Annotated in this window: 18 protein-coding genes and 1 pseudogene; 15 read left to right on the forward strand and 4 right to left on the reverse strand. The window is 61.5% G+C overall.

Annotated elements, in window-relative coordinates; all coding sequences use genetic code 11:
- Positions 1–92 precede the first annotated feature (92 nt).
- The 3 genes from FEV16_RS03660 (at position 93) to FEV16_RS03670 (ending at position 3,110) form a co-directional block, all read left to right on the forward strand.
- On the forward strand, positions 93–1,280 hold the full coding sequence (locus FEV16_RS03660; protein ID WP_138166208.1) for a GGDEF domain-containing protein: 1,188 nt from the start codon (positions 93–95) through the stop codon (positions 1,278–1,280).
- Positions 1,281–1,475: 195 nt separating this feature from the next.
- Positions 1,476–2,894: a glutamate synthase subunit beta gene (locus FEV16_RS03665; protein WP_138166474.1), complete on the forward strand. Its 1,419-nt coding sequence runs from the start codon at positions 1,476–1,478 to the stop codon at positions 2,892–2,894.
- A 6-nt stretch (positions 2,895–2,900) separates the two neighbouring features.
- Positions 2,901–3,110, forward strand: a complete 210-nt coding sequence (locus FEV16_RS03670; RefSeq protein ID WP_138166209.1) for a hypothetical protein — start codon at positions 2,901–2,903, stop codon at positions 3,108–3,110.
- 52 nt (positions 3,111–3,162) lie between these two features.
- On the opposite strand, the gene FEV16_RS03675 is transcribed toward FEV16_RS03670, so the two are convergent.
- Positions 3,163–3,969 (reverse strand): L,D-transpeptidase, encoded by an 807-nt coding sequence (locus tag FEV16_RS03675; RefSeq protein WP_138166210.1) that lies wholly within the window; start codon positions 3,967–3,969, stop codon positions 3,163–3,165.
- An 81-nt stretch (positions 3,970–4,050) separates the two neighbouring features.
- Positions 4,051–5,343: an SGNH family hydrolase gene (locus FEV16_RS03680; protein WP_246657149.1), complete on the reverse strand. Its 1,293-nt coding sequence runs from the start codon at positions 5,341–5,343 to the stop codon at positions 4,051–4,053.
- A gap of 144 nt (positions 5,344–5,487) precedes the next feature.
- Here FEV16_RS03680 and FEV16_RS03685 point away from each other — a divergent pair, with 144 nt between their 5' ends.
- From FEV16_RS03685 to rlmJ, 3 genes are read left to right on the forward strand one after another with little or no spacing between them, the layout of a single operon-like run.
- Positions 5,488–5,952 (forward strand): hypothetical protein, encoded by a 465-nt coding sequence (locus FEV16_RS03685; RefSeq protein WP_138166212.1) that lies wholly within the window; start codon positions 5,488–5,490, stop codon positions 5,950–5,952.
- Between the two features lie 44 nt (positions 5,953–5,996).
- Positions 5,997–6,707 carry a ribonuclease T gene (locus FEV16_RS03690; RefSeq protein WP_138166213.1) on the forward strand — a complete coding sequence of 237 codons (711 nt, stop codon included), beginning with the start codon at positions 5,997–5,999 and terminating at the stop codon, positions 6,705–6,707.
- A gap of 5 nt (positions 6,708–6,712) precedes the next feature.
- Positions 6,713–7,558, forward strand: a complete 846-nt coding sequence (gene rlmJ / locus FEV16_RS03695) for a 23S rRNA (adenine(2030)-N(6))-methyltransferase RlmJ (RefSeq protein ID WP_138166214.1) — start codon at positions 6,713–6,715, stop codon at positions 7,556–7,558.
- A 72-nt stretch (positions 7,559–7,630) separates the two neighbouring features.
- Here the strand turns inward: rlmJ and FEV16_RS03700 are convergent, their stop codons facing one another.
- Positions 7,631–7,888, reverse strand: coding sequence for a hypothetical protein (locus tag FEV16_RS03700; protein WP_138166215.1), 258 nt, complete (start codon positions 7,886–7,888; stop codon positions 7,631–7,633).
- A gap of 165 nt (positions 7,889–8,053) precedes the next feature.
- Between FEV16_RS03700 and FEV16_RS03705 the strand changes: the two genes are divergently transcribed.
- Positions 8,054–8,650, forward strand: a complete 597-nt coding sequence (locus tag FEV16_RS03705; protein ID WP_138166216.1) for a glutathione S-transferase — start codon at positions 8,054–8,056, stop codon at positions 8,648–8,650.
- Between the two features lie 38 nt (positions 8,651–8,688).
- Here FEV16_RS03705 and FEV16_RS03710 read toward each other — a convergent pair.
- Positions 8,689–8,937, reverse strand: a pseudogene (locus FEV16_RS03710) (LysM peptidoglycan-binding domain-containing protein); the annotation flags it as partial.
- 301 nt (positions 8,938–9,238) lie between these two features.
- On the opposite strand from FEV16_RS03710, the gene coaD reads away from it, so the two are divergent.
- The 8 genes from coaD (at position 9,239) to FEV16_RS03750 (ending at position 15,099) form a co-directional block, all read left to right on the forward strand.
- Positions 9,239–9,763 (forward strand): pantetheine-phosphate adenylyltransferase, encoded by a 525-nt coding sequence (coaD, locus tag FEV16_RS03715; protein ID WP_138166476.1) that lies wholly within the window; start codon positions 9,239–9,241, stop codon positions 9,761–9,763.
- 9 nt (positions 9,764–9,772) lie between these two features.
- On the forward strand, positions 9,773–10,324 hold the full coding sequence (locus FEV16_RS03720) for a peptidylprolyl isomerase (protein ID WP_138166218.1): 552 nt from the start codon (positions 9,773–9,775) through the stop codon (positions 10,322–10,324).
- A gap of 39 nt (positions 10,325–10,363) precedes the next feature.
- Entirely contained in the window at positions 10,364–10,819 is a 456-nt protein-coding gene (locus FEV16_RS03725; protein ID WP_138166219.1) for a peptidylprolyl isomerase, read from the forward strand.
- A 66-nt stretch (positions 10,820–10,885) separates the two neighbouring features.
- Complete coding sequence (gene queA, locus FEV16_RS03730; RefSeq protein ID WP_138166220.1) at positions 10,886–11,947, forward strand: tRNA preQ1(34) S-adenosylmethionine ribosyltransferase-isomerase QueA; 1,062 nt, start codon at positions 10,886–10,888, stop codon at positions 11,945–11,947.
- A gap of 59 nt (positions 11,948–12,006) precedes the next feature.
- Positions 12,007–12,276 carry a hypothetical protein gene (locus FEV16_RS03735; RefSeq protein ID WP_246657150.1) on the forward strand — a complete coding sequence of 90 codons (270 nt, stop codon included), beginning with the start codon at positions 12,007–12,009 and terminating at the stop codon, positions 12,274–12,276.
- Positions 12,273–13,397 (forward strand): tRNA guanosine(34) transglycosylase Tgt, encoded by a 1,125-nt coding sequence (gene tgt / locus FEV16_RS03740; RefSeq protein WP_138166222.1) that lies wholly within the window; start codon positions 12,273–12,275, stop codon positions 13,395–13,397. The genes FEV16_RS03735 and tgt overlap by 4 nt, the downstream gene beginning before the upstream one ends.
- A gap of 217 nt (positions 13,398–13,614) precedes the next feature.
- A complete protein-coding gene (locus FEV16_RS03745) occupies positions 13,615–13,899 on the forward strand; it encodes a HigA family addiction module antitoxin (protein ID WP_246657151.1) in 285 nt (94 codons plus the stop codon).
- Between the two features lie 3 nt (positions 13,900–13,902).
- Positions 13,903–15,099, forward strand: coding sequence for a DNA methyltransferase (locus FEV16_RS03750; RefSeq protein WP_138166223.1), 1,197 nt, complete (start codon positions 13,903–13,905; stop codon positions 15,097–15,099).
- Positions 15,100–15,105 lie beyond the last annotated feature (6 nt).

The following is a 15,105-nucleotide window of genomic DNA, read 5'->3' on the forward strand; positions in this document are numbered from 1 at the left end:
CCTTTGCCTTAATCCAAAAGGATTGTTAAGAGGGGGATTAGGCTAACTTGGCTTAAACGCGGCGGTTTTCCTTAACGGCGGCAGAAAACCAGATGCGAGACGGCTCTCGAGTTTACAGCTTGCCGAACTGGCCAGCGATGCGCTGGCTCGCCTATCCCGGCGCGAACGCGCCCCATGATATTCGGGTCGCGCTCATCGGCGGCCTGTTTGGCACGCTGCCCATATTCGCCGGCGGCGTCGTTAGCACAATTCTTGTGACGGCAGCCATCGCCATTCGCCACCCGACGCCACCGTTCGTCGCCTGGCTTATTATCGAAATTGCCGTCTGCGCCGCTCGGTTGAGCGTGCTGTTCAAGGCGCGCCACGCCGCCTCTCAGCGTCGCACAACGCCGACCGACCTCTATGTTTTGCTCAGCCTGATCTGGAGCGCCAGCATCGGCTATGGCGGCTTTATCAGCCTGATAAGCGGCGACTGGGTCGTTGCAACGCTTGCCTGTTCGACGGCGATGGGAATGGTTGGCGGCGTCTGCTTTCGCGCTTTCAACGCTCCCCGGCTCGCGACGGCGATGATGCTGATCAGCGTCGGTCCCTTCGTGCCCGCGGTTGTGATCGCGGGCAAGCCTTTGCTCTACGTCGTTTTACTGCAAGTGCCGCTTTTCCTTGCGGCCATGAGCTCCGCAACCTTCACGCTCAATAAGATGTTGCTCTCTACGATGCAGAGCGAGCGGGAGAATGAGCATCGCGCAAGGCATGATACGCTCACCGGACTCGCAAATCGTCTGGGACTGGCGGAAGCGGTCGACGCGGGGCTGAAGGCCGAGCAGCAGGCCGCCAAAGAACTTGCCGTGCTCTTTCTTGATCTCGACAACTTCAAGGCCATCAACGACACGCACGGACACGTCGCTGGAGACAGGCTGCTCAAGATGGTCGCAGAGCGTCTACGCCGCTCTCTACGCGCGACTGACGTCGCGGCGCGGATCGGCGGCGATGAATTCGTGGTGCTCGCGAAGGGACTGACCGGCGAGCAGGCGACGGAACTCGGCAATCGTCTAACAAATTCCATATCGGCGCCTTACGATCTCGGCGGTGGCATTTGCGCGACGATCGGCGTTAGCGTCGGCGTCGCTCTCGCGCCGGAGGAGGTCGAGGACGCCGAGGGGCTTCTCTCTGTGGCCGATGCGGCGCTCTACGCGGCGAAGGCCGAGCGGCAGGTGAAGCTGCTGCGCACGCTCGTCGGCGAGAATCCGTCTCAGCCCATGGCGCCCGCCGCAGGCGCGTGACCCAGCGCTCGTCCGATCGCCGCCGAAGCTTCGCGGCTTGACGCCGACGCCCCGAAAGCGTTTAGAAAACATCCAAGATCGCGGCAGCTCAGGGCGCTTTGGCCAGAAGGCGAATTCGTTTTCGGCATGAGGCCGGCGCGCGATGAGAAATGCAGTTGCCGCCGCGATGTCGCGGCGCGAAAGGTGCGCGATAAGATGGGTAAGGTGACCGGTTTTCTCGAAATCGACCGGCATGACCGCAAATATAAGCCCGCGGCCGACCGCATTCGCCACTATCGCGAATTCGTCATTCCGTTGTCGGACGAGACCACGCGCAGCCAGGCGTCGCGCTGCATGGATTGCGGCATTCCCTTCTGCCACAACGGCTGCCCGGTCAATAATCAGATTCCCGACTGGAACGACCTCGTCTACCACGGCGAATGGCGGCGGGCGCTCGTCAACCTCCATTCAACGAATAATTTCCCCGAGTTCACCGGCCGCGTTTGCCCAGCGCCTTGCGAAGCGTCCTGCACGCTGAATCTTCAGGATCAGCCGGTCACCATCAAGACAATCGAATGCGCGATCATCGATCGAGGGTTCGAGCAAGGCTGGGTCATTCCCGAGCCGCCAAAGCGCAAGACGGGCAAGAAAATCGCCGTAGTCGGCTCCGGGCCGGCGGGGCTTGCCGCGGCGCAGCAGCTCGCGCGCGCCGGCCACGACGTGCATGTCTACGAAAAACACGCGAAGCCAGGCGGCTTGCTGCGCTACGGCATTCCCGATTTCAAGATGGAAAAGCGCCTCATCGACCGCCGCATTCAGCAGATGGAGGCGGAAGGGGCCGTGTTTCACTGCGGCGTCCATGTCGGCGTCGATCTTTCCGGCGCCGATCTCGTGTCAGGCCATGATGCCGTGATCCTCGCCGGCGGCGCGGAGCAGCCTCGCGATCTGCCGATCCCGGGACGCGAATTGCGTGGCGTTCACTACGCCATGGACTTTCTGCCCCAGCAGAACCGTCGGGTGTCGGGTGAGCCGCTCTCGACGAACGAACCGATCCTCGCCACTGGCAAACATGTCATCGTCATCGGCGGCGGCGACACCGGTTCGGACTGCATCGGCACTTCGGTGCGCCAGGGTGCTCTTTCGGTGACGCAGCTCGAAATCATGCCGCGTCCGCCCGAGAAGGAGCACAAGCTGCTGACTTGGCCGGACTGGCCGCTGAAGCTGCGCACCTCCTCCTCTCACGACGAAGGTTCCTCGCGCGAATTCTCGGTGCTGACGCGCGAATTTGAGGGCAAGGACGGCGTGGTGAAGGCGCTGCGCTGTGTGCGCGTCGACGGCAAAATGCAAGAGGAGCCGGGAAGCGAATTCAAGCTCAGGGCCGATCTCGTGCTTCTCGCCATGGGGTTTGTTTCGCCGGTGCGCGAAGGCCTGCTCGAAGCGCTTGGGGTCGATCTCGATTCGCGCGGCAATGTCGCGGCGGATACGCGCTTGTATCAATCGACTCGCGAGAAGATCTTCGCCTGCGGAGACATGCGGCGCGGACAATCGCTCGTCGTTTGGGCCATTCGCGAAGGACGCCAATGCGCGCATTCAGTCGATGAATTCCTGATGGGCGAAACAAATCTGCCAAGGTGAAAGTAAATGGTCAGTGAACAGCTAAACTTGTGGTATTGCGACACCTTCGTCAGCACGCCCTGGCAGTTCTTCTTTCTCATTCTGCCGCTTATCGGCGCGTTCCTTTATGGCCGCGAAAAATACAAGCTCGCCTGGACGCTGATCGGGGTTTGGGTCTTCATTCAAGTGACCTTTTCGGCGCTCACCAATTTGGTGTTCAATTGCTCGCTTGAATAGCGCGCATAAAAAAGGCCCCGAAAATCGGGGCCTTTTTTCACTCGTAGCTCGCCTACAGCACGACGACCGTGGTTCCCACCTTCACGCGGCTGAACAGATCGGTCACGTCGTTGTTCAGCATTCGGATGCAGCCCGAGGAAACTGCCTGGCCAATCGTCCAAGGCTCGTTCGAGCCATGGATGCGGAACATCGTGTCGCGGTCGCCCGAGTAAAGATACATGGCGCGCGCGCCGAGCGGATTCTCCTCGCCGCCCACCATATGGCGGGGCAGATCGGGCCGGCGCTTCAACATCGCCGCCGGAGGCGTCCAACCCGGCCAGCTTTCCTTGCGGCCGATATGGGTCCGGCCTTTCCAGGTGAAGCCCTGTCGGCCGACGCCGACGCCATAGCGTACGGCCTGCCCGTTCGGCATCGACAGATAGAGATAGCGGTTCTTGGTGTCGACCGTGATGGTGCCGGGCCGTTCTTTGGTCGGGTCGTCCACGATCTCGCGCGTCGAGGTCGGATATTCGCGAGCGAGCCGGGCGTCTTCCTGCCCGCCGTTATAATAGGCCTGCGGGTCTTGGGAGCCGTAGTAGCCTTGCGGATCCTGCGAGCCGTAATCGGCCTGCTGATCCTGCGTCCCGTAATAGGCCTGCTGCCCGCCGCCGTCGGCTTGCTGATCCGGAGTTCCCCAATAGGCCTGCTGGTCGCGAGCGTCATAGTAGGTCGCCGTCATCTCCCGCGCGCCGGCCCACGGATCGAACAGCGCCAGGAACGAGCGTTCCTGAGCATGCGCTGCGGTCGATAAAAGCCCCGCGAAAGCGGCGCAGCCGGCGACTCTCAGAAAGCGGCGGGCACTGAACTCTTGGCAGGACATAGCGGCGGCTCCACAATTTCTCTCTCGATGGAGAGAATGCAAAACCACCGAAAAGCGTTCCGTGCGGGAACGCACAAATCGTCAGCGCGGCTGAGGAGTCGGATTCGCTGACGGCCGCCAGCTATAGTCGTCGGCGCGGTTCTCCCGCGGACTCTGGTCGCCGCCCTCGATAAAAACATGGCGCGCGAGCGCTTGCGCCGGCGTGGCGGAGTCTGGCGCTTTGCTCGCGGGAGCGCGCTTCGCGAGCTCCGTCGCCGCTCCTCCGCCGGTCAACTGCTGCGTCGATCCTACCGCGGGCCGTTCGGGCAGGGTTGGCGCCGCCGAAGGGCCGCCCACCGGCGAGCGGAATATGATCGGCTGGCCGTTTTCCGGCGCCGTCGCCACGGGTTGCTGAGGCGCGGTCGCGCCCTTCGCCGTCTCGGGCTGCGGCGCCGCCGGAGTGTCGGCGACCGGGGCCTGCTCACGATAGGCGTCGTAGTATTTCTTGATCTCGCTTTCGACGAAATGCGCCACGCTGCGCGCGCCGGCCTCGGTGAAATGTACGCCGTCGGCCGAGCGTAGCTTGACGATCTGGCCGTTGATGTCCGGCCCAAACGCGCTGTACTGCCCGTGTTCGTCGGTCAGCGCGTCCCACAGATCTACGTAAGGCACGCCGGCGTGGGCCGAGCGCGCTTTGTATATTTCGTTGAGTTGCGCCATGTCCGCGGACAGGCGTTCATTCTTCATGACCGGCAGGCCGACCCAGATGACAGGAATATTTTTTTCCTTGAACGCCGCGATCACCGCGTCGACCCGCGCCGCGTATAATTCCCGCCAGCGCGGCGACAGCGGTTCATATGATTCGCCGCCCAGCTGAATCGCCTGGCGGTCGTTGCTGCCGAGCATCACGACGGCGACATTGATCTTCTGCGCGTCGTCGGCGATCTCTTTCGCCGCTTTCGGCCAGTCGTAGAAGTCGTCACGGACAAGTCCGCTGCTTTCCTTGCCCTTCCGGATGATGGACACATCAGGCCGGTCCGAAAATCCGTCTTTCAGGCCGTTTGCGAGAAGCAGGCCCAGCGTGTCGCCGACCGTTGCAACGAAGAAGGTTGGCTGGGTAACCGGGGCGTTGTGGTCGGTAGCGCTTTCCGATTGTTTGCCGGCGCGCGGATTGTCGGCGTGCCAATAAGTCGGCCCGCGATTCTCTCGATGCGGCATAATACGTCGCACCCGCGGCTCGCGAGGCCCCCAGGGCCCATGATGTGGTCGGCCTTCGAACAAGCCGCCGAAGAATTCAACGAATGGGTCCTGTGCGAAGGACGGATCCGGAGTGGCGCTCATCGCGGCCACGCCGACAAAAAGCGCCACAAGCGGGCGCAGCCTCTGTACGCTCATAGACATGGGAGCCATTATAGCGCGGCGCGGGGCCATTGGCATCCTTGCCGCTCGTCTTGGCTAATGTGGCGTTTGCGGCCTTGACGCCTCGCGCGATTCTGGCGTCAATCGCCGGCGACTGGGCGGGGCCAAGGAGAAGCCAAAATGCGGCAAACGAGCAGATTTTTGGCGCGCGCAGCGGGGGCCGCTTTTTTCGGGCTGGGCGCGGCCACAGCCCTCGGCCAGCCAGCGCGGGAGCAAAATCCGCCTGCGGAATTTCGAATCCTGCCATACTCCGGATTCGCGCGCTATTGCATCGATCCGACGATTCTCTACGAAATCTCCAAGGGATTCGAAGCGCGAGAGTCCTGGTACTGGAACTCGCCGCTCGCCATCGTCGATTTCGAACAGATTGGCGAATTCGGAGTCCGTAATAACGGCTTGAGTTACATTCCTCGCCGCTATTGTCGCGCGGTGGCGCTGTTCAACGACGGCGTGAAACGCGAGGTCGTTTATAATATCGGCGAAGACTTGGGCTTTATCGGCGCGGGGCCGGGCGTAACGTGGTGCGTCGTCGGGCTGGACCGCAATTACGCCTTCAGCCCCAATTGTCGAGCCGCGGGTCCCTGACGTATCCCTGTTTGAGAGTCGTTTGATATGAAGAGTTGTTTGATATGAGAAGAGTTTTCGTTCGTTGCGCGGCGTGGGCCGTTCTGATCTGCGCGGTCTTCGCGCCGGGATTTTCCAGCGCCGCCAAGGAGGGCGACTGCGCGGCGGATGATTGCAGCAGTCAACCGGCTCTAAATACGAGCGCCGGCGCAGCGCGCGACTTCGACTTTTACGTGCTGGCGCTCAGCTGGTCGCCCGGCTTCTGCCAGAGCGTCGATGGCGCACGGGATCAGTGCGAACCTGGAAAAGGGCTCGGTTTCGTCGTTCACGGGCTGTGGCCGCAATATGAAAGCGGCGCCCCCGGCGAATGCGCGGGCGCGGGCGCTCCGTCGCGCGTCGCGCTTGAAAAGGCGGCGGGGTTATTCCCTGACGAGCGGCTCGCGCGCTACGAGTGGCGCAAACACGGAGTTTGCAGCGGCAAAAGCCCGAGCGACTATTTCGCCGATGTGGCGCATGCGCATGCCGCGGTGACGATCCCGCCGCTCTTTGTCAAACCCGCGCGCGACCAGACGTTTACGCCAATCGACGTCGAGCGCGCGTTTTATCAATCCAACCCGAGGCTACGTCCGGGCATGATGGCGGTGTCGTGCCGGCGGCGCGTGATGGATGGCGTGCGCATCTGCCTGTCCAAGGACCTGCGTGAGTTTCGCGCCTGTCCAGAAGTTGTGCGGCGCGGCTGCCACGTGCGTGAAATCAGCGCGCCCGCGCCGCTCTAGCGCTTATGAACTATCGCCACGGGTTTCACGCCGGCAATTTCGCCGACGTCTTCAAACACGCTCTGCTCGTGCGCCTTCTGATCTACTTGACGCGCAAAGAAACGCCATTTCGCGTCATCGACACGCATGCGGGAGAAGGCGCTTATGACCTTTCCGCAGAAGAGGCGGAGCGCACAGGCGAATGGCGCGGCGGCGTGGGCCGTCTTGCGGACCTATCCGAAGCGAGCGCCGAAGTTCGTTCGCTTCTTAATGCTTACCTGGATTGTCTGAGCCCGTTCGATCAAGAGGGAAGGCCCTCGCTTTACCCGGGCTCGCCGACGATCGCGCAAAAATTGATGCGTCCACAGGACCGCGCAATTTATTGCGAATTGAGGCCTGACGCTTTCGCGGCGCTGCGTCGCCGTTTTGCGCGTGACGAACGCATCAAGACGATTCATATCGACGGCTATATAGGCGTTGGCGCATATGTGCCGCCCAAGGAAAGGCGCGGGCTCGTTCTGATCGATCCGCCTTTCGAGCGCGAAGATGAGTTTGAAGCCGCGTTCGAAGCCTTCACGAAAGCCTATGCGAAATGGAGTTCCGGCATTTATGCGCTATGGCATCCTTCAAAGAGCGATAGCGACGTTCGCAGATTTTACAATCGCCTGCAGGAAAGCGGCATACGGCGCATCTTGCGGCTTTCCTTGAGCATTGGCGGAAAAGAAGAAGGCTTGCGAAGTTCCGGAATGGTTGTCGTCAACCCGCCATTTGTCTTCGAGCAGGAGGCTAAGACGCTTCTTGGGTTTCTCGCCGAGCGGCTGGCGCAGGGCGAGGGCGCCGGCTATCAGGCGGCGTGGCTCGCTGGCGAGTGACGCGACAAAGCTTCCGAGTCCGACTGTGTCGGTCTCGGAAGGATGCTCGAGTGCGCGTTCTGTGGCGTTATCTCACCAATAGCGGCGGCGCCACCACCAACGACGACGCCAATACCAACGACGACGCCAATACCAGCGACGACGCCACCAGCTTTTTTCGATCTTTGCCTTCTCCATGTCTTCAGGCGTCGCGACGCCGGACTGGGGACGGGCGGGAGTCAATCCATCTTGGGCAGGGGGAATTAGCCCAGGAAGCGCCTGCGATTGCGAGACGACGACAGTCGCGCCAAAGCCGGCCAGTAGCGCCGTAATGAAAGTGCGGCGTTGCATTTTTTAGTTCTCCTCGCTGGAGGACGTGAATCGCCGTCCGGCGGCGAGCTCCGTGCGGCCATTCGACATCTGGCTCATTGTGCGCGCTTATCAAGCTACAGCAGACGTCGAAGATTAACGGACCACGGCGTTGTTGGTTCATTGGACGGATGATAGGAACGAGCAATGCTCGTTCTGCGCCATTCTCCCGCCTCGCCCTACGCCAGAAAAATCCGAATAGCGGCCCACATGCTCGGATTGTCGGAAAGGATCGAGGTCGTCGCAGCGGATGCGTCGGATCCGGCCGATAGCCTGCGTCGTCAGAATCCTCTTGGCAAAATCCCGACTCTGATTTTGGAGGACGGCTCGTCGCTCTATGACAGCCGCGTCATCGCCGAATATCTGGATCATCTCGCTGGCGGGGGGCGGATCATCCCGGCTGAGCCGGCGGCGCGTTTCACGGCGTTGCGGCTGCAGGCGCTCGGCGATGGGATCAACGACGCCGCGCTTTTGATCCGCTACGAAACGTTCAATCGCCCCGAAGCCTTACGCTACGACGAGGCGATCGCGCTTCAGCAAGGCAAGATCGATCGTGCGCTCGACGCGCTCGAGGCGGGTCCGCCAGCAGGCTCGATTGATATCGGCCACATCGCCGTCGCCTGCGCGCTTGGCTATTTGGATTTGCGTTTTGCGGGCGCATGGCGGGAGAAACATCCGCGCCTCATGGCTTGGCTCGAAAAATTTGCGCGCGCCGTCCCCGCCTTCGACGCCACGAAGGCTTAAACGCCAAACCTAGTCCAGTCGAGAGCCGAAGCTGTCGGCTAGTGCCTTCCAGCGATGTCGCCGCCGCCGGCCGAAGTTCCGCTCGAAGCTCGGGGAATGCGCAGACGTTGGCCGGGTTGGATCTTGTCAGGATCGGTCAGCAATGGCCGATTGGCTTCGAAGATCTCCATATATTTGGCGCCCTTGCCGGCCCCGTAATGCGCTTCGGCGATTTTCCAAAGCGTATCGCCCGGCTTTACAACGTAAAAGGTTTCGGCCGAAGCGCCGGCTGCGGACTTTTCTTCAGCTTTGGGGGTGGCCTCGGCAGTCTTCTTGAGCGCGTCTGGGGCAGGCCCAGGTTTGCCTTTTCCGGTCAGAAAATCCAAGAGTCCCATCTGGAGCCTCCTTCATAGGGCGTCCGACATCCGCGCCGGATGCGCCACAACCTATTGTAGGGCTCGTCTCGCAGCGCGGGAGGGCGCGCACCCGCCGAAGGTCTATTAAAGGTCAAGAAAGCGCCTGTGGAACGCGGCCTCGGCCGAGGGGTTTGATTACACGGACCGCGTGTCGCTCCTCGCGAAATCGCGCAAAATCACCTATACCCCTGCCATGGCCGCCGCCTCCGCCACGACCGCACGAACCGCGCTTTACGCCGGCTCTTTCGACCCGCTGACCTTTGGTCATCTTGACGTGATGGCTCAGGGCGGCGCGCTATTCGATAAGATTGTCGTCGCGATCGGCGTGCACCACGGCAAGGAGCCTTGGCTTTCGTTCGAGGAGCGCGCCGCCGTCATTCGCGCCGCCTGCGCATCGCTTGGCTCGTCTTGCGCCTTTGAGGTGGCGGGCTTTGATGGCCTCGTCGTGGAGGCGGCGCGCCAGCACAGCGCTTGCGCAATTTTGCGCGGTTTGCGCGATAGCGCCGATTTCGACTATGAGATGCAGATGGCGGGGATGAACGGGACGCTTGCGCCCGACATTCGCACGATTTTCCTGCCCGCTTCGCCAGGGCTACGCCATGTCAGCGGAACGCTCGTGCGTCAGATCGCGGCGCTCGGCGGCGACGTGTCGGCCTTTGTGCCGGCCGCCTCTGTCGCGGCGCTTGAACGCGCCGTCAGAAGACGCGCCAAAACATAGGGAGGCTATATGAATTTCACGCGCCGTCACATTCTTGCCGCCGCGGCCGTCGCCGCATTCAGCGCAGCGCCCGCCAAGGCCGCCGAGGATCATATCCTTTATCTCGACACCAAGGATGGCCGCGTCACCATCAAGCTGCGGCCCGATCTCGCGCCCAAGCACGTCGAGCGCATCGAGAAGCTCGCCAAAGAGCATTTCTACGACGGCATTGTGTTCCATCGCGTCATCGACGGTTTCATGGCGCAAGCCGGCGATCCGACCGGCACCGGGATGCAGGGTTCGCGCTACACGGATTTGAAGGCGGAGTTTACGGATACGCCGTTCAAGCGCGGCACAGTGGGAATGGCGCGCGAAGGCGGCGACGTCAATTCGGGCAATTCGCAGTTTTTCATCTGCTATGCGGATGCGCCGCAGCTCAATGGCAAATATACCGTGTTTGGCGAAGTGGTGTCCGGCATGGATGTCGTCGACAAGATCAAAAAGGGTTCGCAGTCGAATAACGGTATGGTCGACAGCCCGGACAAGATCATCAAGATGCGCGTCGCCGGCGACGAAAGCTGAGTTCAAGAGCCGTAGCACCCGAAATCAAAGGAAGCGCTAATGACCGAAGCCGCCGACACCATGACGCTTGAGACGACGAAAGGGCCGGTCGTCATCAAATTTCGTCCAGACCTCGCGCCCAATCATGTCGCGCACATAAAGAAGCTCGTCTCAGAAGGATTTTACGACGGCATCGTCTTTCACCGCGTGATCGACGGCTTCATGGCGCAGACCGGATGCCCGCATGGCACGGGCACGGGCGGCTCCAAATATCCGGACCTGAAGGCCGAGTTCAACAGCGCGCCGCATGTGCGCGGAACCTGTTCGATGGCGCGCGCGCAAAGCCCCGACAGCGCCAATTCACAGTTCTTTATCTGCTTCGACGACGCACGCTTCCTCGACAACAAATATACGGTGTGGGGCGAAGTGATCTCTGGCATGGAGAATGTCGACAAGATCAAGCGCGGCGAACCCGTTCGCGATCCTGACAAGATCGTCAAGGCGACGCTGGGCTAGCGTCCTTGCTTTTTGCGGACGCGTGACATGGCCGGGCTTGTCCCGGCCATCTTTATATGAGCTTCCATGCGCGTCGATCTCTTCGATTTTGAACTCCCAGTTGACCGCATCGCATTGCGGCCCGCGAGCCCGCGCGACAGCGCGCGCATGCTGGTCGTGCCGGCGAGGGGGAGCTTTGAAGACCGGCGCGTGTGGGAGTTGTCCGAATATCTGCGCGAAGGCGACGCGCTCGTCGTCAATGATTCTCGCGTCATTCACGCGCGGCTTTCGGGCCGGCGCTCGCGCGGCGAGTTGAGCGCCAATGTCGAGGCGACGCTGATTGAACGGCTGGACGCTTCCCGCTGGCGCGCCTTGATGCGCCCGGCAAAGAAGCTCGCGGTTGGAGATCGCATTTGCTTTGCCGGCCACGCAGGAGAACTCGAGGCCTATGTCGAAGCGAAAGGCGACGAAGGCGAGATTATGCTTGCTTTCGAAATTCACGGACCCGCGCTGGACACCGCGATAGAGCAGGCGGGCGTCATGCCTTTGCCGCCGTATATCGCCGGCAAGCGATCGGCCGATGCGCAGGACGAGACGGACTATCAAACGATCTTTGCGCGCGAAGCGGGCGCGGTGGCCGCCCCCACGGCCGGACTGCATTTCACGCCGCAATTGTTGGCCGATGTCGAAGCGCGTGGCGTCGCCCTTCATCGCGTGACGCTGCATGTCGGCGCCGGCACCTTTCTTCCGGTGAAGGCGGAAGATACTGACCAGCACAAGATGCATGAGGAGTTCGCGCGGGTCGACGCGCAAACGGCTCAGGCGCTCAACGACGTGCGGGCGAAGGGCGGACGGATCGTGGCCGTCGGAACCACGGCGCTGCGTGTGCTCGAAAGCGCAGCGGATGAAGGCGGAAAGGTAGCGCCCTATGCGGCGCGCACGGGAATTTTTATAACGCCTGGCTATCGTTTTCGCGTTGTCGACATGCTGCTCACCAATTTCCACCTCCCGCGCTCAACTCTATTCATGCTCGTCGCCGCATTCGTCGGGCTCGAACGCATGAAAGCCGCCTATGCGCATGCGATCGAAAGCGGCTATCGTTTTTATTCTTATGGCGACGCTTGTCTATTGCAGCGCCGCGAAACATGAGCGGGCCTCGCGACATGCGTATCCTGGCGCTCTGGCGCGACGATCCAAGAGAAGCGCCAATGACGATTGATGCGAAAATCGATAAGGAGCGCATCGTTTCGACCTGGGATCTTTTCGGCGCGTTCGCGCTCGACAGCGATGGCGTACGCCCCTTCATCCTTCGGCGAGACGGGGAGATCGATTTTGGTCCTGGCGAAAGCTGGCGAACGAATCTGCGCGAAGTCACGATAAAAGTCGGGTCAGATTTCGCCGTTTGGTTCAACGAGAGCGACAGCGGCAAGTATCGAATTGTGAAAATTGCCACGCTCGGCGCGAAGGACAATAAGTGACGCAGGGCTTTTCTTTCTCCGTTCTCGCAACCGACGGCTCAGCGCGCCAGGGCGAAATTTTCACGCCCCGCGGAACCATCCGCACGCCGGCTTTCATGCCTGTTGGCACGGCGGCGACGGTGAAGGCGATGTTTCCCGAGGACGTGCACGCGGCAGGCGCCGATATTCTGCTCGGGAATGTCTATCACCTGATGCTGCGGCCGGGCGCGGAGCGGATCGGTCGGCTCGGCGGCCTACATCAATTCATGCGCTGGCCCTATCCGATCTTGACCGACTCCGGCGGCTTCCAAGTGATGTCGCTTGCAAAGCTGCGCAAGCTCGACGAGACCGGCGTCACCTTTCAGTCGCACATCGACGGCTCTCGGCATCATCTTTCGCCCGAGCGCTCGATGGAGATTCAGGATCTCCTGGGCTCGGATATACAGATGCAGCTCGATGAATGCGTGCGTCTGCCATGTTCCGAAAGCGAGGCGGAACGCGCCATGCGTCTTTCGCTGCGTTGGGCGGAGCGTTCACGCAAGGCTTTTCGCGAGCAACCGGGCCGGGCGGTATTCGGCATCGTTCAAGGCGGCGAGTCGAAGCCGCTTCGTGTCGAAAGCGCCAAAGCGCTTGCCGGCATGGATTTCCACGGGATCGCCGTCGGCGGTCTGGCCGTCGGCGAACCTCAGCACGTCATGCTCGACATGCTGGAAACGACCGCCCCGCATTTGCCCGAATCAAAACCTCGTTATCTTATGGGCGTGGGATCTCCCGACGACCTCGTCGAGGCTGTCGCGCGAGGAATCGACATGTTTGATTGTGTAATGCCGACACGCGCCGGCAGACATGGCCTTGCCTATACGCGCCATGGACGAGTCACATTGCGCAATGCGTGCCATGCAGACGATCCGAGGCCGCTCGATGAGGCCTCGTCATGCACCGCCGCGCGAATTTATTCGCGCGCCTATCTGCATCATCTCGTTAAAGCCGGGGAAATCTTTGGGATGATGCTGCTCACGCAGGCCAATGTCGCCTACTATCAGGAATTGATGGCGGGCCTGCGCGCGGCGATCGCTGCTGGTTGTCTTACCGACTTCATCGCTGAGACGCGCGCGAGATGGATCGAAGGCGAGAGCGCATAACGGTAGAGCCTTAGTTTACGGACCACGTAATATGGTTTACGAAAACTATATCCGGCGGGGGCAGGGCATGGGCCGCTACCATGAGGAGCTCACCAGAAGGTTTTTGAGCGGCGTTCGGGGGGAAGCGCCTGCGAACGCGCGCCGTCTGACGCGGCTAAGACGCCAAGGCGTTCGCGCGCGTCCATCAAAACCCAAACTGGCGTCGGTGGAGAATCGAATGTCGCATCCTGGCGAAATTCTTGCCCGCCATTTGCAGGAGCTCGGTCTGACGGCGTCGGATCTGGCGCGCGATATTGACGTGCCGGTCAACCGGGTGACCGCCATCATCAACGGTCAGCGCGGCGTGACTGCCGATACCGCGCTGCGACTCGGGCACTGGTTCGGCGTCGAGCCGGAAGATTGGCTTGAGTTGCAAACTCAATATGAGCTTACTCTCGCGCGCCGCGCGGCCGGCGCCAGAATCAAGTCGTTGCCGAGCCTCGCGGCTCGACGACGCGACTGAGTCATGAGCGTAGCTCGAAAGCTCAAAGAAAACGGATTTTTCCAGGAGTTGCTGCGGTCAAATTTTGGCGCGCCGACCCGCGTCGTCAGCATTGATGGCGTTCCCTATTACGTCAACGGCTTCTGGACGTCTGCGCAACGGCGTGCGCATCCGCTGCATGAAATCAGCTATCGCGCCTGTTTCAAACCGCAGCTTCCGGCCTTCTTTATCGATCGATTGACGCGACGGGGAGAAACCGTCTGCGATCCATTCATGGGCCGTGGCACGAGCATTCTGCAATCGGCGCTGATGGGACGACAGCCGATCGGCTCCGACGCCAATCCGCTGTCGCTGCTGCTGACTCGACCGCGGCTTTGCCCTCCTGCGCTCAGTGAAATCGAAGCGCGGCTTGCGGCCGCGCCCTGGGGAGGCGGCGATATTGAGCGCGACGATCTTCTCGCCTTCTATCATTCAGAGACTCTGAGCCAGATTTGCGCGCTGCGATCCTATCTGCTCGCGCGCGAGAAAGGCGGCGGCGTCGACGCCGTCGACGATTGGATTCGCATGGTCGCGCTCAATCGACTGACGGGCCACTCGCCAGGATTCTTCTCTGTCTATACGATGCTGCCCAATCAGGCGGTGTCTATTAAGGCGCAACTGAGGATCAATGCGCGTCGCGCGCAGACGCCGCCCCGACGCGACATTGCCGAGCTCATACTCAAGAAATCCCGTGGGCTGCTTGCAGAAGGGGCGCCCGTCGCTCGCGAGGCGCAACTCGCCGTCGCGGATGCGGCCCGCTTGGGTCACATCGCCGACGCGGGGGTCGATCTTGTCGTTACATCGCCGCCCTTCCTCGACGTCGTCGACTATCGCGGCGACAATTGGCTACGAAACTGGTTCGCGGGAATCGACGCCGAGAGCATCAGTCTCTCGCAGCTTCGTTCGCCGCAGGACTGGCGCGCGATGACTCGCGCTGTGTTCGAGGAGCTGGCGCGAGTCGTAAAGCCCGGCGGTCACGTGGCTTACGAAGTCGGGGAAGTTCGAAGCGGCGCGCTTCCTTTGGAACAGCTGGTCTGGCGGGCGCTCGACAATCTTCCCTTCGAGCGGCTCGGCGTGCTCGTCAACGCGCAAAGCTTCACGAAAACGAGCAACTGCTGGGGCGTCGCCAATAATGTTAAGGGCGTCAACAGCAATCGAGTCGTCATCGCGCGCCGTGTTTGACGAGTA

Source organism: Methylocystis sp. B8 (assembly GCF_005771425.1).
In the GTDB taxonomy this organism is placed as follows: domain Bacteria; phylum Pseudomonadota; class Alphaproteobacteria; order Rhizobiales; family Beijerinckiaceae; genus Methylocystis.